We start from the raw sequence: 19,320 nt of genomic DNA, 5'->3' as shown, positions 1-19,320 counted from the left end.
TCTATGGATATTCAAGAAATCTTTGCCAAAGGTGGCCCCGCGATGTGGCCGTTGGCTGTATTATCAATTTTGTCCGTTAGTACCATTATTGAACGGTTGTGGTTTTGGGCAACTACTCTGACTCGCGAACAGCAAATTGTTAACCGAGTCGTGGACGCCGCCCGTCGGGGACAGTGGGGCGTTGCTTATCAAGCCACCCGTCAGGCGGTTAACAGACCCGTCGGTCGATTTCTGTATGCACCGCTACGGTTTAATAATCCCGACCCGGAATTGTTTCGACTGGCGTTAGAATCGGCCGCCGATGATGAACTAGCCACCATGCGACGGGGCGATAAAATTTTAGAGGCGGTCATTGCCCTCGCTCCCATGTTAGGCTTGTTGGGTACCGTTTTGGGTTTGATTAATTCTCTCGGTTCTATTCGCTTGGGTGATATCGGAACGTCTTCGGCTTCTGATGTAACGTTGGGAATTGGGGAAGCGTTAATTAGTACCGCAACCGGTTTGATTGTGGCGATTGTTAGTTTAACGTTTTATCGTTTATTTCAGGCACTTTCTTTTAGTCAGATTAAGGTGTTTCGCAAAGTCGGCAATGAGTTAGAATTGCTTTACCGCCAAGATTGGCCTCAGGTACAATCTCAGTTACAAGTGATTCGAGATCAAGAAGCCCAAATGGAATATGAAGCCGAAATCGATGACGGTTCTTTTAACAATAACCACCATGTTTCTACGATAGATTTAGACAAATCTGAGGAGATACAAGAACAGTCCTGGAATCACAAAGAAACTGAAATTCAGAGAGACACTGAAATTCAATCTTCCGACCCTTCCGACTATATTGAGGAGGATGACAGACGAGACGACAACCGCAACTAAGCCGTTTTTTTGATTGATTTTTATTTCACTTCTCTACAAATCAAACCACTCGCGACCTATGAAATTTAACTTTGAATCTTCTCCCGATGAAGGTCGGATCGAACTACTTCCCTTGATTGATGTGGTCTTTTGTATTCTGACCTTTTTTATTTTGGCAGCCCTTCAGTTAACCCGTCAGCAAGCCATTAATGTTGATTTACCCAAGGCGACCACCGGGGAAACTCAGATGCAAAAAATGCTGATTGTTGGAATTGATCCTCAAGGAAGAACTTACATCGATCAGCAGGTTGTTAACGATCAACAATTACAGCGGGCATTAACGCGATTTAAACGTTGGAATCCGAGCGGATTAATGGTATTATATGCCCCAAAGGATGCTCGATATAATGATGTTGTTCAAGTTTTAGATAAGTTACGGGCGGTTGGCGGTGAACGGGTCGCCCTCGCTACTTTACCCAGTTCCGCTGAAGTTCCCACCGACGAAGCCAACCCGGAAAATTTGCTTCCTCCCCTCTCACCCGAAGGAGAAAACCCCCTCCTTCCCGCTTTACCGGAAGGTTCGGATGCACCCCCTCCCAACCCGTTTTTATTGTCTCCTCCACCTTCTGAGGGTCAACAGTAACCGGGCGGTTTGTTGTTGCGCTTGAGCGCAGGTTTGGTATGATAGATCTGTTGATTAAAAACCCGGTAACTTTCGCGATCGCCGGGTTTTGAGAATCTTTTTCAGTAAGGCCGGGTTTATAGAGGTTGTTTATTACAAACATAGATGAATTTAGAACCCGCCCCTACAAACCGGTATGATAGATCTGTTGATTAAAAACCCGGTCACTTTCGCGATCGCCGGGTTTTGAGAATCTTTTTCAGTAAGGGCGGGTTCAGCCCATATCTTGACGACTACTCTGAGATTGAATTAAACCCGCCCCGCCACCATAACAAACATTAATCAACCGGATATCATATAACCTAGATCAACCTTTAAGGGCGGGTTTATAGAAGTTGTTGATTAGAAACATAGATGAATTTAGAACCCGCCCCTACAAGCCGGTAAACCCCGGAATTATTGACTGTTTTCCTCCTGCTGACGGAACGGTAAATCTTCGTTCACGTAATCAATTTCTTGCTGTTCCATTGCGTTAATTTTGCCGATATAAGACTGTAAAATCTTACTCAGACGGTTATCATAAAATCGGTGTAAACTGTGATTATCCATCGCCGGAAAACCCCGACGTTTTTTGTGCCGTCCGCCCGCACCCGGATCGAAGCTTTGAATGCCATTATTAATCGCCCATTCTATCGGAGAATAATAACAAGCATTAAAATGCAAACAATCAATTTCTTGATAACTTCCCCAATAGCGACCGTACAAACGATCGCCTTTCGTTAAACAAAACGACATTCCCACCGGTTCCCGTTCGTCCTGTTCGCTATAAGCCGCCACAAATACCACCCGATGGCGATAGTCGTGATGGAGTTGTTCAAAAAACTTTCGGGTTAAATATTTACTTCCCCACCAGCCAAACTTATCGCAAGTATCGGCATAAAAATGATACATTAAACTAAAGAAAGACTTGGGAATTTCATCCCCCGTTAACGTTTTCATTTGCAATCCGGCTTTGGCGATCGCCTTGCGTTCCCGTTTAATATTGCGGCGCTGATTGGCATTAAAAACCTGCAAATAGTCATCAAAAGAATTAAAGCCTTGATTCGTCCAAATATAACTGTGATGCAACCAAGCCATAAATCCGTGCCGTTCCATTAACGCTTTCCACTGCGGATCGACATAAAGAAAATTGCAACCCGAGATATTATTGTTCATACAAAAGCGGTCAATTTCATGCACCATAAACGCCGTCAATTCTTCTTCATCTTCCGTCGGTGCAATCAAAAATCGATAGCCTTCAGCCGGAGTAAACGGCGACATTCCTAACATTTTAGGATAATATTCTACCCCAAGCTGATAGGCCAAATCCGCCCATTGATGATCGAAAACAAATTCACCCCGACTGTGACCTTTAATATACAACGGCGCCGCTCCGACCAGTTGACCATCGCGCCAAACCGTGAGATGATGGGGAAGCCAACCCGCACGTCCGGTTGCACTTCCAGAAGATTCCATATTGTGCAGCCAGTCCCATTCAAAAAAGGGCGTTTTTAAGGGCATTGCCAAAGCATCCCATTCAGATTTGGGAATGTCGGCCAAGTTGCTAGTCCAAGTCGCAGAATAGGGCGAGGTAAGCTGTTTCACCATGTTTTTAAAAAATCTGTGGGGACGCATCTTAATCGATTTAATCTATAGGGTAATGTAATCTAGCTTGGTTGTGCATTGAGAGCAAAAGCGCGATGGCTGTTTTTAATCAAACTCCGGCGCCCAAATCTCCTGAATGGGTAATTCCCAACCGGGAAGCAATTCTGGAACTTGCAGCATATCCCCATCGGTGAGTACAATCTGATCTAGCAAAACCGCGCACAGCGTCCCTAGTTTTTAACTATGGGGGTTTAGTGCGCTGCGGGAATTTATTCCCCGTGCGAGCTAAAAAGCCGTAGACGATTTTTAGATTTTATGTATAGTATAACTAGGAGGTGATGCAAGTGTTTAATCTGAGTTAGCTTTAGTCTAAGCTCCAGTTAGAATCTGTGTTAATTTCTGCTCAACTTTTGTCATTAAGCTAAATGGAAAGCCTGCTTCTCGATATAAATGAGGTGGGATTTTATCTTTGATTTCTTCATGTAACTGAGGTAGTTCACTCCAGTGTCGGCCACATTGAAGATGATGAGCAGTGTGGTAGCCCAAATTACAAGTAAAAAAGTTATACCAGCGATCGGTAATGTTGTAGGTAGCTTTATATGGGTCTTGCTGATCTAATCCAGCATGATGATCATAAGTTACATAAACAACCATAAATAACAAGATGACCATCGGAATAATAAATATAATCAACGTATTAATCCAATTGATTGAGGAAAGTAAGCTTAAAATTAATGCGGTTAGCAGCATATTTTGAATCAGCTTGTTGCAAGATTGATGATGCTTTTCCCCTACCTTTAATGCTGTAGGATAAGCCAAAAAGCCAACCTTAAAAGTATATTCTAGACGTGACATTAGTCTACCTTGGGGGGTTTTCCAAGCAGATTCATCTCTAGATTGATCTAAATAGTTAAGATGATGCCCAAGGGTATGATGTAAAACCCAAGCTTCTCCAACAATTCCCGTGTGCAACCCCATGATGAGTTCAATTAGACGATTAGCCCAGTTAACACTAAAGAACTTGTAGTGTTGGTGATTATGGTTCCAACTACAAATCCATCCCTTAATGTTAAGGCTTAAGAGCATCCAAATGATCGGGAGCAACACAGAAGGGCTAAACAGAAAAATGACTAAATCAATCCCTAAAACTAGCAAAATGGTGGCGATAGGATAGCAATCAATTTTCTTTCTAACAAGCATATTTAAGGTAGGTAGTTGGACAAGTTTTGAGTTGATCGGAAAAAGCATGATCTATCATCAGAACCAGAGCAGCTAACTACTTCCCAGGCAGCTTCTCTAGTCCCAATTACACTATCTGCTTTCCCTGAGCAAGTTTACAACAAATAGAACCCCTAAGGGTATCTTTGTTAGAAGGTATAATCAGTCAAAAATGGCCTACTCAAAGCTTGACAGATAGGGAATGGGAACTGGGGTGCGCGACTATTGATTTTATTGATTGTAAAATCAACTATTCCAACTGTTTTGTGTATTGAATTTTTATTCAAACTTTGGTCTAAACTCCAGTTCTGAAGTCGAACCTGCTCTTATAGCGCTACGCGCAAGTCGCTTCTGTCAGAAGTCAGAAGTCAGAAGTAGACTACAGTAGGCTTTCAGCTTCTTAAAAAGTTTGGCGGGAACGTCCGGTATAAACGCCTGGGGAGACCCCAGGCGACACGGACTCCGGAAACCGACACCCTTTGGGTGCGGCAGTCGCTACAACTCTGGGAACCTCGGCAACGCGCTGCACTTACCGCCACCGCAGTTGCTTCACGCAGGCGTGACCCCAAGACCCTCCGGGTTCGCCAGTTGCTCAACCCAGGCGTGACCCCTCTCTTGGTCGGCGTTCCCTAGCGCCCGCAGGTGGCGCGGGTTCCGACCGCAAGACCGCACTGGACTCACCGCACTGCCTCAACTTTTCGCTTTTACTAATGTCCTAACCGTGTCGGCGTAGCGCTATACAACACTGGTGACTGGTGAGTGTTAGAACGTTATCGGGGCAATGGGTTCAATATTGGGGTTATATCCGCCAATTTGATTGGTTCGCAACACCCACACGCAAGCGTTGTACCTGAGGAAAATTTTAACAACGGTATCGCTGGCTTTGCGGGGAAGCAAAGTTCGCCAACTGCCGAGTCCCATCGCCAAATTTCTCAGGGGTTCATCTTCTAGAGTGGTACCGAGATTATATTCCTGATTTTCCCAGTCTGAACGGGGTTGACCAAACGGTTGGAGTTCTCGCTTGAGATCGATACCCAACTCGATCAACTGTTGAAAATCTTCGGCTTGTTTAGGATGACGACTTGCCCAATTTTTTAACCAATCTTGATTTGATTCTATACCGGCTTTGATGTTTTCAATGCTGGCAAATAACGCCCGGTTGGAGTCTTGAGAACAATTATTCGCAGGCCCGACATAGGTGCCTCCGGTGCCGTCTCCGATGCGATAGCGGGCGGTCATTACTTGCAACTGCGATAACATCTCCGTCAGTGGCGATCGCCGTACCCCATCAAAATTATAATCTCCGGTAAAGGCATCCAGTTTGACTAAAATATCGCCAATTGGACGGGTTCCCAACCAACCAAACTGGCGATCGCCAACATACCTCGACCAGTGTAGCGTTCCGGCAATTAATCCGTCGGTATTGTGGGTGTAAACTTGATGATAATTGATTTCAAAGCGCAATTCGGAAGTTAACGGATCGCGAACAACTTCCGCCACCCCGTAGGCAAAATGTCCGAAGAAAATGGGGCTTGAGGCGGCTGGTTCCTTGTTTTTCCCGCCTATTCCGCCATAACTGTGAAGCAACAAAGCCCGATCGCCTTCCTGCCAATCTGCGATCGCATTTTGAATCGCCGATGAAGACCGATCTTCGCGATTTAAACATAATACCGAAGAAATGCGCCCTTTTTGCGCGACAATATTATCCCAAGCCTCTTTGAGAATATAGCGATCGCCAGCCTTACCAAATATTACCCGATCCGGTTGCAGACGCAACAGAGATCGGGGCGCGAGAGACTGGACTACAAACCGCCCGTTGGCATCTTTGGCGCCGTAGATGTACCAACCGGTTTCGTTTAAAGGGGATTGTTCTATTTTATTTGTTGTAGAAGGATAACTTTTGTAGGCGGGCGCTAAAATAACTTCGGGTAAACGCACCCGTTCTTCTGGGCCGTCAAACTGTCGGGAATTCGGGTTAAAATGAATGACTCGAAATTCGTCAGTATAAGCAATCGGTTCAATAAATTGAATCAAACCGTAGTAGCGCCCGGTAATTTGGATCGGAGTCTGATAAATTCGCAGCGTGACGGGATAGTTGGAGGTCGCTGTGGGTTCTTCTTCGACTTGAACGGCACCATCGAGCATAACAATCATATCATCAACCGGATGAGAACCGGCTAAAGATTCCAGCGGATCGACAGATTGCCAGTGGTTTAGGCGTACCGGGTGAACCAACCCGCCATATTTGCTGGTATATTCGGCATCGGCGCTAAAATGAACGTCCTGAGTAACCGCTTTAAGCAGTTTTTGGACTTGGGGATGATCGGCCCAGCGCAATTTTACCACCTGTCCGACCAGATGTTGAAACTCAGCATCGGCGTGATGAACTTCAAATAAAACCCCTCCAATTTGCGAACGTTCTTCTAATTTGGGTAAGATTAATCTTCCCATCCAAGTCCCAATGGGTTTGTAAAGATTGGGGTTAACGGTTTGATTGATCGGATAATATTCCGGGCGGTTAAAGTCGGCTTGGCGGTAGAGTTCGTAATTGCTGGCTTGAACGGCTGTTAAATCGATTTGTGGCAGTAAATTGCCTTGTAAAATCTTTTTAATGTAGTCGATTGTTTGTTGGAGAGCGCTCGAACCATCTGATAAAATTAAGTTAGGATCGAGAATACCGCCCGGAACTTGATGTCCGACCGGACCCATTGAAAAAATAGAGATTTTACCCCGTCTTTTGGCTCGGTTCCAGTAAGATAAAGGAAAGATTTTCCAGCGTCCGGGAAACATAATCGGCCCGATTTGTTCGACTCCATCTTCGTCTCCGACCAGGTGATAAAGATGTTCGAGTTTGAGAATATTACAGTTTCCGCTAATAACGCCGCCTAAGGAAATCACATCGATGGGTGCGCTGATCGCCCGTTTTAAAAAAGGCGCACAGGCGCAAGACATTTGACCGCCGCCGCTATAACCAATTAAAGTAATGGGAATGCTACTATCGAGGGGATAGCCGTTATTAACTAAGCCATTATAAACGACTTGAGCAATGCCTTGATTGTAGAGGGGGCCGTAACGTTTATCCGCCGAAACGCCGACAATTAAAACGTTGCGGATGTTAATTAATAATCCTAACAAACTGGCGGGATTGGCGAGTCGGGATTTTTCAACGAGTTTCCACAAAAAAGCTAAAGGTCGGTCTTGATCGAGGGGATTATTTAACACAGAATAGGGCATTATTCCCCGAATTATAGCCATATCATCGGGTAAAGCCGGGGCTAAAGTGTTTAAAAATTCTTCGATATCGGGTAAGTATTCAAAGCTGGATTTCCCAATACCATCTAAATAGACAATGTAGCGAGAAATGTTTTTAAAATCGGCAACAGGTTCGGCAAGTTTTCCCGCATTATCAATCGTATTGACTTCATCATCATACCAACCTGCCCACCAACCGAGGGTTTCTAAAGGGGCAAGTAATCCCGCTACGATAATGGCAACTACACCGATCCAAAAGAGGTTAAAGATCAATCTAAACAAGCTGGGTAGGCTGCTATACCACCCAAACCACCATTCGCGTACCGGCTGCAAAAAGACGATAATAATATAGGTTAATACGGCAATTCCTAATAGCCCGAGTATGGTTTTTAGGGTTTTGTTAATTGTGGTTTTGGGGTTTTCTGTTCTTTTTAACGGTTCGGAACGGGTTGCTGTTGCTGTGGGAATTTTAGCCCGGTTTGGTCTGTTTTGTGTTGGGGTGGTTTGTGAGGTGGTTTGTGATAAATTGTTGGGGTGTCGAATTTCTGTAATTCGCTCTTTGAGTTGTTCCTGCCAAACCGATGAAGACTGTTGGGCGCGAGTTTGAACCAGATCTATAATATCTTCACGACGAGTTAATAAATCAACTCCGGCTACACGATCGCTTAACCAACGACTAAAGTTGGCGATCGGTCGTCCGACGGTTTGCTGTAATATCTGTAAAATGACCCATCCGAGTACAACGTAAGTAAAGGCGCCATTGAGTCCAATTTCAGTAACAGCATCAAAGCCAACCACAAGGGCTAACAAATGCCAAACGGAGAGTAATGATAGTAGGGGAAGACCCAGATAGGGTAAAGCACCTAAGAAGCTGAAGACTAGGGGTGCGTAGCTAATTCCGAAAACGGTGATCAGGGTGATCAGGCTAACGTTGACGGTTGCGGGTAAGAGGGTGATTAACCAAGTGCTGAATACCAGGAATAAAAAACCCGCGACAAATAGTAGGGCGTTGATCAGCAGGCTGAAAACGAACCGCAGGGGCTTAACTTTGTTGATAAATAGGATAATGCTTTGGGCGATCGCTTGGGAGAGTCCGGCGAATAAAACGATAAACAGGGCGACGGTTAAGCCTTGGGGAAGTGTGCTGACGACTCGGAAAGCTTCAGCATTGAGGGCAAATACCCATCCGACCAGTTGCCAAAATAGGGATAGTGCGGTTTCACTCATTGCACGGTGACGTTTGTAAATAAAAGTAACGTTAAGTTGCTGTTTTAGGATTTGGGTTCCGCCATCAGGATATCTTGGATTGGCTGTAACGGATCATTTGTGATGATCGATAGTTCTCGATCCTCTGTACGGCAAGAGTCTCGCCCTTTTCCGGATGTTTTATTAGTTCAGCTTATACTTTACATAAACAAAACTTTCGTTAAACACCTTTACAAATCTCAAAAATCCATTACTATAGTATTAACGGCAAGCACAAAAGCCTGCCGCCGAACCTTGAAAAATACATAGCAATCATACATACCATGACGACTACCTTACAGCAACGCGAAAGCGCCAACCTGTGGGATCAGTTCTGTAACTGGGTAACATCCACCAACAACCGGATTTACATCGGTTGGTTCGGTGTACTGATGATCCCGACCCTGTTAACAGCAACTATCTGCTACATCATCGCCTTCGTAGCAGCCCCCCCCGTAGACATCGACGGTATCCGTGAACCCGTAGCGGGTTCATTAATGTACGGAAACAACATCATCTCTGGTGCTGTTGTACCTTCTTCTAACGCAATCGGTCTGCACTTCTACCCCATCTGGGAAGCTGCTTCCTTAGATGAGTGGTTGTACAACGGTGGCCCTTACCAGTTGGTAATCTTCCACTTCCTGATCGGTGTATTCTGCTACATGGGTCGTGAGTGGGAATTATCCTACCGTTTAGGAATGCGTCCTTGGATCTGTGTTGCATACTCTGCACCCGTTGCAGCAGCAACCGCAGTATTCTTGATCTACCCGATCGGACAAGGAAGCTTCTCTGATGGTATGCCCCTGGGAATCAGCGGAACCTTCAACTTCATGTTGGTATTCCAAGCTGAACACAACATCTTGATGCACCCCTTCCATATGTTGGGTGTAGCAGGTGTATTCGGTGGCGCACTGTTCAGTGCAATGCACGGTTCTTTGGTAACTTCCTCCTTGGTACGTGAAACTACCGAAACCGAATCTCAAAACTACGGTTACAAGTTCGGTCAAGAAGAAGAAACCTACAACATCGTTGCAGCACACGGCTACTTCGGTCGTTTGATCTTCCAATACGCTAGCTTCAACAACTCTCGCGCACTGCACTTCTTCTTAGGTGCATGGCCCGTAGTTGGAATCTGGTTTACTGCTTTAGGTGTATCCACCATGGCATTCAACCTGAACGGATTCAACTTCAACCAATCCGTAATCGATTCTAGCGGTCGCGTCATCAACACTTGGGCTGACGTCATCAACCGCGCTAACCTGGGTATGGAAGTAATGCACGAGCGCAACGCTCACAACTTCCCCTTAGACTTGGCTTCTGTTGAGTCCGCTCCGGTTATCAACGGCTAATTAAAAGCTTAACCTAAAAAAACGCTCTCCTTCGGGGGGGCGTTTTTTGTTGGTAATATTGATGGGAGTAATATATTTTTTAAAAACTTGGTTTCTAGAATTCATTTTTATTGTGTTTTTGATGGGTTACGTTACCACGCTTGGCATTCTACGATATGATTTCTCAAGGCTTGATTCCGAATTTTCCGAATGTGAGTTTGGTTGCTTTTTATGGAAAGAAATCTCTTGAATTTACGCTCTTAATTCAACAGTTGCAGCAACATCTTTCTGCTGAACTTCCCGGTGTTTTTGAATGCTATAAATTGGAGTCTATTCACGCCACGCTTTTGGGTTGTGAAGGGGTAAAAACTGAACGGGGAATTTTGAGTAAATGGTTTTTAGAAAGCCGAGAAGAATCGAGAATGATTGATTTGGATGGTTTTATTAACTCCGTGCAAAATTGCGATAAATTTCCGATGAATATTCAGTTTGGCGCTTATCATCCTCAAGTAGACTATGGGTTTACCAGTCGCAGTAAACATCCCTACGATCGCTCTTTTTGCTTTCAAAATGAGATTGCAGTGTTGATGGGGTGGCCGATGAAAGGGGAAAAAATTATTATGGATATTGATAACTTACGCCGTTCCGCTGAGAATTTTAATTTACTTCATAAATATCACGGAAATCCCCAGGCTGTTGATAATGATTGTTACCTGCGAGTTGGGGTTTTAAATTCCACTGTTTCAACGGAAAAATTACGGGAAGTTCAGCAGAAACTCCAGGAACTTATCAAAATGCGTTCGCCTGTTAATCTTGCCCTGAGTTTGGAGGATTTAAGTTTTGTGCAGTATCAAGATTATACCTTACCTTTAGCAACAACACAAGTTATTCCGTTCAAAGATGCAACCCCGGAAAAACTCGAACAACTTTATCCGGTTTCTAATGATAATCCAACTTAATCTAACTTTTGAGCTTGAAAGTTTAAATACAATCTTCTCGCATTTTCCGATAACAGTCCTCGGGCGATATCTTCGGCTTCATTAACGGTTAAATCTCCGTCTTGAATGCTTTGTTCGAGAACTTGTTTTAAGATTTTTCGCCCCCATTTTGCACCCAAATAATAGAGTTCAGGAATATGATGAGCATCGGAAGAATACATTAACTTTGTCGTTGGAGAAAGTTCGAGTAATTGTCGCAAAGTTGAACGCATTCCCATGACGCTTAAAAAGGGAACCGCCAAACCAAAATCGAGGTAAACTTGGGGATAAACTGAGGCGAGATATCCCGCTTCTCGGATGTAAGGATAAGACGCATGAAGCAAAACAATGGGAGCATCCCGCCAACGTTTTTCTTCGAGTAAAGGACGCAAAAGCACGGGATTTCCAACAAATAAATCCAAGTCCGGATCGCCAAAACCGGTATGAAATTGAACGGGAAGTTTATGTTTGGCGGCGACTTCTAAGGCTTCGGTAATTAAAAAATCAATTAAGGGTTTATCAACCAACCGAATAGATGATTCATTCTGCGCCGCTTTTTTGAGTAAAATAAACCGGGAGCGAGCAAAATCTTTCGGGGTGATTTGAATATCTAAACCTGTACGATAGGCGGCGATACTTTTAAAAGCAATGACTTCGGGTGGAGGCGGATCGATGGCTTTTAAAAACAGGTCTAAAAAGGTGTCAAATTTGGAGGTTTCACCGAGTAAATTTTCGGCTAATTCTTCTAATCTTAGTATTTTTTGAGTGGGAATAAATTGTTGATGCCAACTTTGGGGTAAAGTTTGGTTGCTTAAAAATCCATCATCGAGGAATAAGGATTCTAAATTGGCGGCTTTTATACAGTGTTGGGTGAGTTTTTCTAAACCCAAATTTTGACGGGAATTTAAAATAGCCGTTTCGGTGGGTTCGCAGTCTAAGAGTTGAGCGATATCGCGAATACTGCGCCGATAAAATAAACTGTGACGGGCGTGATCGTTGAGAATATCGGGGTCATTTCCTTCGGTAAAAGCCGCAATATAGGGGAATTCTTGAGAGGCTTCTACTGTTAATAAATTGTGGGCGTGATGGTCAATTGCAGGAATATCCCAAAGGTCGATCATAAATTAGCTCAGAAAACCAAGTTGACAGGGAAGGTATTCTAAAAAATACCTCTACACTAAGATACTCATTTTTAATACAAATGTCAGTTAATCAGTATTTATTTAAAGTTTTAGATTCAATCCGATCTCACTCGGGGATTTTTATCAATAGACGAATTTTGAGCAAGTCGTTTACAAATAAGGTATAATTACAGTTTGTCTTGTAATGATCATTTGAGTAACTCTCATGGCGGTTCCAAAGAAGAAAACCTCTAAGTCGAAGCGTGATATGCGAAAAGCGCATTGGAAGCGCAAGGCGAGACTAGAAGCGGAAAAAGCCCTTTCTCTGGGTAAATCTGTTCTGACCGGTCGTTCTGGTAGCTTTGTCTATCCCAGTGACGAAGAAGAAGAGGACGACGAAGAATAAAGCTTATTATACAGCTTGGCGCAGGGGTTGGCAGGGTTTGTCAACCTCTTTTCAGTTATAGCGCAACGCGCAGGGAACAGGGAACACCGGAACGGGGAACAGTGACCAGTTATCAGTGACCAGTTATCAGTGACCAGTGACCAGTTATCAGTGACCAGTGAACAGTTATCAGTGACCCGTTTACAGCAATTCGGGGCGCAAGCCTTGCACCCCTTCACTGAACTCTGATCACTGCCTTTTAACTGGTGACTGGTGACTGGTGACTGGTGACTGAAATAACCGATCCGGGTAGGATCAACATGGCATCGCCAAAGGAATAGAAACGGTAGGGATGGTTAAAACCTTCGGCACTTTGGGCGATCGCATCTTGATATAAATCTAACAGTCGTTGACGGCCGATCAAAGCGGCGACTAACATCATTAAACTAGAACGGGGAAGGTGAAAATTGGTAATTAACCCGTCGATCGCCTGAAATTGATAACCGGGATAAATAAAAGCGTTTGTTTTTCCGCAGTAGGGTGTCAGTTTCCCCTCAGCCATCGCGACGCCTTCTAAGGTTCGCACGACAGTTGTTCCGACTGCAATGACTCGCCCGCCTTTAGCTTTAGTTTTCTGAATTTGTTCTACGGTTTCGGGGGAAACTTCGATCCATTCGGCGTGCATTTGATGGGTGGTAATATCTGTAACCTCGACCGGGCGAAACGTTCCGACGCCAACGTGTAAGGTAACAAAGGCTTTATTTATGCCCCGATGCTCTAACTGTTGAAAAAGTTCCTCAGTAAAGTGTAAACCGGCAGTTGGTGCGGCTACCGCCCCTGGACGTTTAGCATAAATTGTTTGATACTGTTGAGGTAAGGCTTCTGATTCGGTAACGTAGGGAGGAAACGGAATGTGACCGAAGTGTTCCAATTGTTCGATCAGAGATTGTCCGGCAGGTACATCAAACTTTAACAAACGTCCGCCTGTGGCTTCGTCTGTGTCTACAACCGTCGCACTTAAAGGTTCTAAATCTCCCGCAGTCGAGTTGATCGGTTCAAATTCAACCCTGACGCCGATTTTAAAGCGTTTTCCGGGTTTAACTAAGGCTAACCAACAATTGGGCTGTCGTTCTTCGAGTAACAGGATCTCAACAGAAGCCCCGCTGGATTTGCTACCGTAGAGACGGGCGGGAATTACTTGAGTATTATTGAATACCAGTAAGTCACCGGATTTGAGCCAATGAGGGAGATCCCGAAAAATACGGTGATGGTGAGAAGTGAGTGAGTCAACGATCAATAAGCGAGATTGATCCCGAGGTGTAACGGGGTTTTGGGCGATTCGTTCCTCCGGGAGTTCATAGTCGTAACCTTCTGTTGTCCAGTCGAGTCTGTCTGTATCCATAGTTTTGGGATGTCTTGAGAAAAATTTGTTACCTCATCGGAAATAACTTTGGGTAGAATCCCCCATCTCAAATCGGGTGCTTTTCCCCTGGCAAGAGTAAGTTAATCTCGCGACGATATAAGTATAAAGCGGTAATACCGACAGAAGCACAGAACCCGCCCTGTTTGCTCAAGATCGCAAGCCTTGAAATAGGCGAGTGACTCAATGGCGGGAGGACTATGCGGGAGAAGATTGATGGAATACCTTTACTACATTGCCAATACCAGCCTAACTCTGAGAGTTGTTGATCATTTGCGGACTCATACTCAACTCCCGGTTAGACTCGTGACTGTGATCCACCAAATTGACGGATGGATTGTCAAAATTAAGATGAGTCAGTCTCTCACGGCTAAACAGCACGGAGATTTCAGAGCGTTTATGAGTGAATTGGGCATTCCTTATGAACCCAATATTCGCATCAAGATGGCGCTCTGGGGTTTGGAAACCGGACAGTCTCCCTTGAGTGTGATGCGTCGCTATCAAGTTGCTGTGGTGTCTCACGGTCAACCCAGTCGAGAAGATATTGAAGCCTTCCGAACTCAGTTTGTGCAAGGTTTGGGTTATTGTCCCGAAGCTCTGGCTTAGAGCGATTGCCTCCTTTCCCCGAAGCTTAGAAAGAACTATCATCCTCAAATGCTGATTGAATATAGTTTTGGAGGGTGAGTCGGTAGCCTTGAAATTCTACAGGTTGACCGAGAGTGAAAAGGGGAAACGAGGGCAGTGAACTAAAATTATACTCTTTGAGGCGATCGCATCGAACGAGGGCGACATCAAACCGACACGGGAAGTCAGCCAATTCGGGGCGATCGCTTAAAAAGGTTTGGGCTGATTTAATCAGTTTGGCTTGTTTGCTCGGGGTAATCGCTAATAGTCCATCCTCATCCCAATTGCGTTTACTGCGGGTTTTGACCTCGACAAAAACCACCGTTGAGTCGGATTTTGATTTGACTTGTCCCCCGGCTTCTCGCGCGATCAGATCGATTTCTCCCCACCGACAGCGATACTGATGGGCGATGATTTCCCAACCTTGTTGGTTTAACCAAGTTTGGACGAGTTGTTCTCCCCAAGTCCCAATATTTTGAGACGGGTTAACGGAAGAATCACGGCTTGAAAAGGGAACGCTCACGGGTGATTAAAATGAAGATTAAACTTGTTCACAGGCTCGATTAAGATAAATACTGATCAAAGTTCAGATCTCCAAAGAGTTGGAACATGAATAATAATATTTTCTCGCGATTGCAGGCAATTAGTCTAGCTTTTCTGGTTGGACTTTGGTTAATTTTAACCGCAATTAGTCCCGAAAGTGCTTGGGCGGAAAATTACGAGAAGCGAACCCTGATCGAGGCTGATTTCTCGGGACAGGTTCTTACGGACTCCGAGTTTGATTTTGCAAACCTGCGCGATAGCAATTTTAGTCATAGTGACTTGCGGGGGGTGAGTTTGTTTGGGGCGAAGCTGCAACGGACGAATTTTGAAGGGGCCGATCTCAGATATGCCACTTTAGATACAGCCCGTTTTAACAGAGCAAACCTAACCAATGCCATCTTAGAAGGCGCTTTTGCTTATAATACTGATTTTTCGGATGCAATTATTTCCGGCGCTGATTTCACCGATGTTTTATTGCGTCGAGATATGCAAGATAAACTCTGTGCTGTAGCCGAAGGAACTAACCCGGTGACGGGGCGTCAGACTCGCGATACTCTTTACTGCGATTAAATCCCTCGATCGCCTCAAATACTCCTCCCCAACCCGGTTTCACCCAGAAGCCGGGTTTCTCTAAAACTGATGAAAAAAGTTCTTAATCAAAACGAATTCTTGTGATAGAATCATAGGTCGAATCTTCAACTTAAGAATTAGTTGCATTAACACCTTAAGTCTATGTGCAGGGTCTAGAGTGTTAAATCTCTGCAAATTCGTTTTGTCAAGGATAAAGCCGCAATGAGTAAAATTACACGTCGAGTATTTTTAGCAGGTGGAACTGCGATCGCTGCTGTCACGTTGGGAGAACTGACCAGAAGCAACCGCAGTTTGGCCCAGTCGGGAACGATTAACCTGTATTCATCCCGTCATTATGACACTGATGATGAACTGTATAACGGCTTCACGCAAAAAACTGGCATTAAGGTGAATCTGGTCGAAGGAGACGCCACCCAGTTAATTGAACGGATCAAGAGCGAAGGCGCCAATAGTCCGGCGGATGTGCTGATTACCGTTGATGCGGGAAATCTCTGGAGAGCGCAACAGGAAGGGATTTTTCAGCCGGTTTCTTCTTCGGTGTTAAATAATGCCATTCCGTCCAACTTGCGCGATCCGGGAAATCACTGGTTTGGTCTGTCTAGACGGGCGAGAGTGATTATGTACAATAAAGCTAGAGTGAATCCGGCTCAACTCTCGACCTATGAAAATTTAGCCGATCCCAAATGGAAAGGGAAAGTGCTAATTCGTTCTTCTAATAATATTTACAATCAATCTCTCGTCGCATCGTTGCTCGAGGTTCACGGTGCCGCCCAGACGGAAAATTGGGCTAAGGGTTTAGTGGCGAACTTTGCTCGTCCCCCGGAAGGAAATGATACCGCTCAAATTCAAGCGGTTGCTGCGGGTGTGGGCGATGTCGGAATTGCCAATAGTTATTATTTGGCTCGGTTAGCCAGTTCGGGTAAGCCGGAAGATAAGGCTGTTGCTGAAAAAGTCGGGATGTTTTTCCCGAATCAACGAGAGCGGGGAACTCATATTAATATTAGTGGTGCGGGAGTGATCAAATCAGCACCCAATAAAGCCGGAGCGGTGAAGTTTTTAGAGTATTTGGTCAGTCCTGAGGCTCAAAAAATATTTGCGCTTAAAAACCATGAATATCCGGTGGTTTCACAAGTCCCTGTTTCGGGTGTTTTAAGTCAGTATGGAACGTTCAAAAGTGACTCGATGAATGTTGCTGCTTATGGTCAGAAAAATGCTGAAGCAATTCGATTGATGGATCGCTCGGGTTGGAAATAATCGGATTCTCAAGCGTTTTTGATTGAAAACAAGAGGGATAACCTAAAATCTCAACTATTCTTAGGTTATCCCTCTCCTCAATTGTGGCTTGATTCATCAGTTAACAGTTGGTTGTATTGCGGTGGTGCTTGCAGTCAAGAAAGCCTACTAATTTGCTTCTTGAGAGATCAATTCCGATGATTTTAATGATGTGGATAGAGCGTTAAGATCTTTGACTTGCTGAGGTTTTCTCTGACTCGCCGCTAAAATCGCCGGTAAGCTTAGGCAGATTGCACCGTTAACCAATACCAGTAATAAACCGGACATTAAACCTGTATCCATATTTGCACCTGAAAGCTTAGACTTTTTATTGTAATTGATTTTCGGGAAAATTACAAAAAATATGGCCATTTAACCCGGTTTTTTTAATAGAAATTTCTGGGGTAACAGATAAGCCAAGTTAATCAATACTGTTCGATAAACTCGCGCAAAGCTTCCTGATACATCACTCCGCCAACTTGACGAACATCATTATGGCCGGCACCGGGTACAATTAAAAGCTGTTTGGGTTCGGTGGCGGCTGCGAATAATTCTTTGCTCATTTCTACCGGAACAACGCGATCGTTGGTGCCGTGAGTAAATAAAATCGGCATTTTCAGCTTGGAAACTTTGGCAATAGAATTAAAGGTTTGAGTTAACAATAAATCGACGGGAAACATCCAATATATTTTTTTAAAATCAACCATTTTCCGAATCGAAGTAAAAGAACTTTCAATAATTAATCCGGCAATTTCTGGATGTTTAGAAGCTAAATCAATGGCAATGGCACCGCCGAGAGAATGACCAAAAACAAAAATATTTCGGGGGTTAATTCGCCGTTCATAGATTAAATAATTCCAGGCGATTTCTACATCCTGATAAACGGTTGTCTCTGAGGGGACACGTTTGGTACTGCGTCCGTATCCTCGATAATCAATTAAAAAGACCGATAAACCCATCCGATGAAATTGTTGAGCATAATCTAAATTGGCGCTAATATTGCTGCGATTCCCGTGAAAATCAAGAATGACTCGTTCTTCTTTCAAGGAATTAGAATCTGAAGGAATCCACCAACCGTGAACCTGTTCTAGCTTACCTGTTTTTGTTGCTACAGGTAGCCAAACTTCTTGATAAGGTAAATTCAATTCTTCGGGTGTGGTTTTAATTTCTCTGGAAGGGAAAAAAATAAACCGACTTTGAGCAAAACGAAGAATAAGACAAGCAACGGTGTAAGCAAGTGCAGAGGCTACTGCTAAAATAAGTTCTAGTCGTCCTAAAATAATCCGGGTTGTGTCTGCCATACAAGCTAATTTTGCAAATTTCCTTCAATCGTTTACTATTATAAACGGGTTTTCAAATGAATTGAGAACCGCCAGATTCAAGATCGCACCCGACGAGTTAACTTTCCGGAAACTTTTAAAAATTAATGAATAATCTACATTCCGAACAATCGTTTAATCGACCTCATACAACCGTAATTTTAGCGATGAGTGCAGATGGTAAAATTACCGATCAAAACCGTTCACCCGCTCGGTTCGGTTCGGCGACAGATAGCAGCCATCTGGAGGCTCAAATTGCTGGTGCTGATGCGGTTTTATTCGGACGAGGAACCCTCGATAGCTACGGTACAACTTTGAGTGTTTCTTCTGAGAAATTATTGCAGCAACGTCAACAGCAAGGGAAATCGGTGCAACCGATTCAAATTGTTTGTTCCAATTCGGGTAAAATTAACCCAAATTGGCGTTTTTTTCAGCAGTCTATTCCCCGGTGGTTGTTGACCACTTCTCAGGGATTTGAACAGGCTAAACGAGAAAATTTACAGCTAACGCAATTGGCGGAAAACTCGGAAATACAATCGGATTATTACGCGCCTTTTAAACGGATTTTAATCGCTCCTACTCTCCCCAAAAATTCTAATTCGATTGACTGGAATGATGCTTTTCAACAATTGGTGCAACTCGGACTCAAACGACTGGCAATTTTAGGCGGGGGTGAATTGGTTGGTTCGTTAATTCAAATGGATTTAATTGATGAATTCTGGTTAACGGTTTGTCCGATAATTATTGGGGGTGTTGATGCGCCTACTCCCGTCGAAGGAAAGGGTTTTTTATCCGATCTGGCTCCCCAATTGCAGTTATTGGAGGTTAAACAAATTGAACAGGAGGTTTTTTTACATTATCAAGTTCGGCGAACAAAACCGGAATAATTGACCGGGTAAAATTAATC

The 19,320-nt window shown here is 44.2% G+C and carries 17 protein-coding genes; 9 read left to right on the top strand and 8 right to left on the bottom strand.

Annotated features, from left to right (window positions below):
* The first annotated feature begins 3 nt into the window (after nt 1–3).
* The gene (locus ACL6C3_RS06435; protein WP_413166323.1) at nt 4–873 is read left to right on the top strand and encodes a MotA/TolQ/ExbB proton channel family protein; all 870 of its coding nucleotides are present in this window, start codon (nt 4–6) and stop codon (nt 871–873) included.
* A 58-nt stretch (nt 874–931) separates the two neighbouring features.
* Nucleotides 932–1,495: an ExbD/TolR family protein gene (locus ACL6C3_RS06430; RefSeq protein WP_413166321.1), complete on the top strand. Its 564-nt coding sequence runs from the start codon at nt 932–934 to the stop codon at nt 1,493–1,495.
* 435 nt (nt 1,496–1,930) lie between these two features.
* Here the strand turns inward: ACL6C3_RS06430 and ACL6C3_RS06425 are convergent, their stop codons facing one another.
* The 3 genes from ACL6C3_RS06425 to ACL6C3_RS06415 all read right to left on the bottom strand — a co-directional run bounded on the left by ACL6C3_RS06425 (nt 1,931) and on the right by ACL6C3_RS06415 (nt 8,815).
* Nucleotides 1,931–3,121: a GNAT family N-acetyltransferase gene (locus ACL6C3_RS06425; protein WP_413166319.1), complete on the bottom strand. Its 1,191-nt coding sequence runs from the start codon at nt 3,119–3,121 to the stop codon at nt 1,931–1,933.
* A 366-nt stretch (nt 3,122–3,487) separates the two neighbouring features.
* Nucleotides 3,488–4,318 (bottom strand): fatty acid desaturase, encoded by an 831-nt coding sequence (locus ACL6C3_RS06420; protein WP_413166317.1) that lies wholly within the window; start codon nt 4,316–4,318, stop codon nt 3,488–3,490.
* A 780-nt stretch (nt 4,319–5,098) separates the two neighbouring features.
* Nucleotides 5,099–8,815, bottom strand: a complete 3,717-nt coding sequence (locus ACL6C3_RS06415; RefSeq protein ID WP_413166315.1) for a CAAX protease — start codon at nt 8,813–8,815, stop codon at nt 5,099–5,101.
* Nucleotides 8,816–9,117: 302 nt separating this feature from the next.
* Between ACL6C3_RS06415 and psbA the strand changes: the two genes are divergently transcribed.
* Both psbA and ACL6C3_RS06405 read left to right on the top strand, forming a co-directional pair.
* Entirely contained in the window at nt 9,118–10,182 is a 1,065-nt protein-coding gene (psbA, locus tag ACL6C3_RS06410; RefSeq protein WP_413164888.1) for a photosystem II q(b) protein, read from the top strand.
* A gap of 155 nt (nt 10,183–10,337) precedes the next feature.
* Nucleotides 10,338–11,120, top strand: coding sequence for a hypothetical protein (locus ACL6C3_RS06405; RefSeq protein ID WP_413166313.1), 783 nt, complete (start codon nt 10,338–10,340; stop codon nt 11,118–11,120).
* Here ACL6C3_RS06405 and ACL6C3_RS06400 read toward each other — a convergent pair.
* Nucleotides 11,117–12,259 carry an amidohydrolase family protein gene (locus tag ACL6C3_RS06400; RefSeq protein WP_413166312.1) on the bottom strand — a complete coding sequence of 381 codons (1,143 nt, stop codon included), beginning with the start codon at nt 12,257–12,259 and terminating at the stop codon, nt 11,117–11,119. The two genes, ACL6C3_RS06405 and ACL6C3_RS06400, sit on opposite strands and share 4 nt — an antisense overlap.
* Nucleotides 12,260–12,485: 226 nt before the next feature.
* Here ACL6C3_RS06400 and rpmF point away from each other — a divergent pair, with 226 nt between their 5' ends.
* The gene (gene rpmF / locus ACL6C3_RS06395) at nt 12,486–12,665 is read left to right on the top strand and encodes a 50S ribosomal protein L32 (protein WP_413166310.1); all 180 of its coding nucleotides are present in this window, start codon (nt 12,486–12,488) and stop codon (nt 12,663–12,665) included.
* 238 nt (nt 12,666–12,903) lie between these two features.
* On the opposite strand, the gene queA is transcribed toward rpmF, so the two are convergent.
* Nucleotides 12,904–14,046 carry a tRNA preQ1(34) S-adenosylmethionine ribosyltransferase-isomerase QueA gene (queA, locus tag ACL6C3_RS06390; RefSeq protein WP_413166308.1) on the bottom strand — a complete coding sequence of 381 codons (1,143 nt, stop codon included), beginning with the start codon at nt 14,044–14,046 and terminating at the stop codon, nt 12,904–12,906.
* A 234-nt stretch (nt 14,047–14,280) separates the two neighbouring features.
* Between queA and ACL6C3_RS06385 the strand changes: the two genes are divergently transcribed.
* Nucleotides 14,281–14,670, top strand: coding sequence for a hypothetical protein (locus ACL6C3_RS06385; protein ID WP_413166306.1), 390 nt, complete (start codon nt 14,281–14,283; stop codon nt 14,668–14,670).
* A gap of 25 nt (nt 14,671–14,695) precedes the next feature.
* Here the strand turns inward: ACL6C3_RS06385 and ACL6C3_RS06380 are convergent, their stop codons facing one another.
* Nucleotides 14,696–15,211 (bottom strand): YraN family protein, encoded by a 516-nt coding sequence (locus tag ACL6C3_RS06380; protein WP_413166304.1) that lies wholly within the window; start codon nt 15,209–15,211, stop codon nt 14,696–14,698.
* Between the two features lie 86 nt (nt 15,212–15,297).
* Here ACL6C3_RS06380 and ACL6C3_RS06375 point away from each other — a divergent pair, with 86 nt between their 5' ends.
* Complete coding sequence (locus ACL6C3_RS06375) at nt 15,298–15,801, top strand: pentapeptide repeat-containing protein (protein WP_413166302.1); 504 nt, start codon at nt 15,298–15,300, stop codon at nt 15,799–15,801.
* Between the two features lie 222 nt (nt 15,802–16,023).
* A complete protein-coding gene (locus ACL6C3_RS06370) occupies nt 16,024–17,076 on the top strand; it encodes a Fe(3+) ABC transporter substrate-binding protein (RefSeq protein WP_413166301.1) in 1,053 nt (350 codons plus the stop codon).
* Between the two features lie 147 nt (nt 17,077–17,223).
* Here the strand turns inward: ACL6C3_RS06370 and ACL6C3_RS06365 are convergent, their stop codons facing one another.
* A complete protein-coding gene (locus ACL6C3_RS06365; protein WP_413166299.1) occupies nt 17,224–17,397 on the bottom strand; it encodes a hypothetical protein in 174 nt (57 codons plus the stop codon).
* A 122-nt stretch (nt 17,398–17,519) separates the two neighbouring features.
* Entirely contained in the window at nt 17,520–18,395 is an 876-nt protein-coding gene (locus ACL6C3_RS06360; protein ID WP_413166298.1) for an alpha/beta hydrolase, read from the bottom strand.
* 125 nt (nt 18,396–18,520) lie between these two features.
* On the opposite strand from ACL6C3_RS06360, the gene ACL6C3_RS06355 reads away from it, so the two are divergent.
* Complete coding sequence (locus ACL6C3_RS06355; RefSeq protein WP_413166296.1) at nt 18,521–19,300, top strand: RibD family protein; 780 nt, start codon at nt 18,521–18,523, stop codon at nt 19,298–19,300.
* Nucleotides 19,301–19,320 lie beyond the last annotated feature (20 nt).

Origin of the sequence: Capilliphycus salinus ALCB114379, from assembly GCF_047276495.1 — a bacterium.
GTDB classification, from domain to species: domain Bacteria; phylum Cyanobacteriota; class Cyanobacteriia; order Cyanobacteriales; family Microcoleaceae; genus Capilliphycus; species Capilliphycus salinus.
The sequence above is the reverse complement of the archived record's forward strand: the minus strand, read 5'-3'. Positions and strand labels throughout refer to the sequence as shown.

Excerpts from the sequence above, each read along its gene's own strand:
- ACL6C3_RS06360 (WP_413166298.1), bottom strand. The coding sequence starts at position 18,395 with ATGGCAGACACAACCCGGATTATTTTAGGACGACTAGAACTTATTTTA.
- ACL6C3_RS06400 (WP_413166312.1), bottom strand. The coding sequence starts at position 12,259 with ATGATCGACCTTTGGGATATTCCTGCAATTGACCATCACGCCCACAAT.
- ACL6C3_RS06425 (WP_413166319.1), bottom strand. The coding sequence starts at position 3,121 with ATGGTGAAACAGCTTACCTCGCCCTATTCTGCGACTTGGACTAGCAAC.
- ACL6C3_RS06435 (WP_413166323.1), top strand. The coding sequence starts at position 4 with ATGGATATTCAAGAAATCTTTGCCAAAGGTGGCCCCGCGATGTGGCCG.
- ACL6C3_RS06385 (WP_413166306.1), top strand. The coding sequence starts at position 14,281 with ATGGAATACCTTTACTACATTGCCAATACCAGCCTAACTCTGAGAGTT.
- rpmF (WP_413166310.1), top strand. The coding sequence starts at position 12,486 with ATGGCGGTTCCAAAGAAGAAAACCTCTAAGTCGAAGCGTGATATGCGA.
- queA (WP_413166308.1), bottom strand. The coding sequence starts at position 14,046 with ATGGATACAGACAGACTCGACTGGACAACAGAAGGTTACGACTATGAA.
- ACL6C3_RS06405 (WP_413166313.1), top strand. The coding sequence starts at position 10,338 with ATGATTTCTCAAGGCTTGATTCCGAATTTTCCGAATGTGAGTTTGGTT.
- ACL6C3_RS06415 (WP_413166315.1), bottom strand. The coding sequence starts at position 8,815 with ATGAGTGAAACCGCACTATCCCTATTTTGGCAACTGGTCGGATGGGTA.
- psbA (WP_413164888.1), top strand. The coding sequence starts at position 9,118 with ATGACGACTACCTTACAGCAACGCGAAAGCGCCAACCTGTGGGATCAG.
- ACL6C3_RS06370 (WP_413166301.1), top strand. The coding sequence starts at position 16,024 with ATGAGTAAAATTACACGTCGAGTATTTTTAGCAGGTGGAACTGCGATC.
- ACL6C3_RS06430 (WP_413166321.1), top strand. The coding sequence starts at position 932 with ATGAAATTTAACTTTGAATCTTCTCCCGATGAAGGTCGGATCGAACTA.
- ACL6C3_RS06355 (WP_413166296.1), top strand. The coding sequence starts at position 18,521 with ATGAATAATCTACATTCCGAACAATCGTTTAATCGACCTCATACAACC.
- ACL6C3_RS06365 (WP_413166299.1), bottom strand. The coding sequence starts at position 17,397 with ATGGATACAGGTTTAATGTCCGGTTTATTACTGGTATTGGTTAACGGT.
- ACL6C3_RS06420 (WP_413166317.1), bottom strand. The coding sequence starts at position 4,318 with ATGCTTGTTAGAAAGAAAATTGATTGCTATCCTATCGCCACCATTTTG.
- ACL6C3_RS06375 (WP_413166302.1), top strand. The coding sequence starts at position 15,298 with ATGAATAATAATATTTTCTCGCGATTGCAGGCAATTAGTCTAGCTTTT.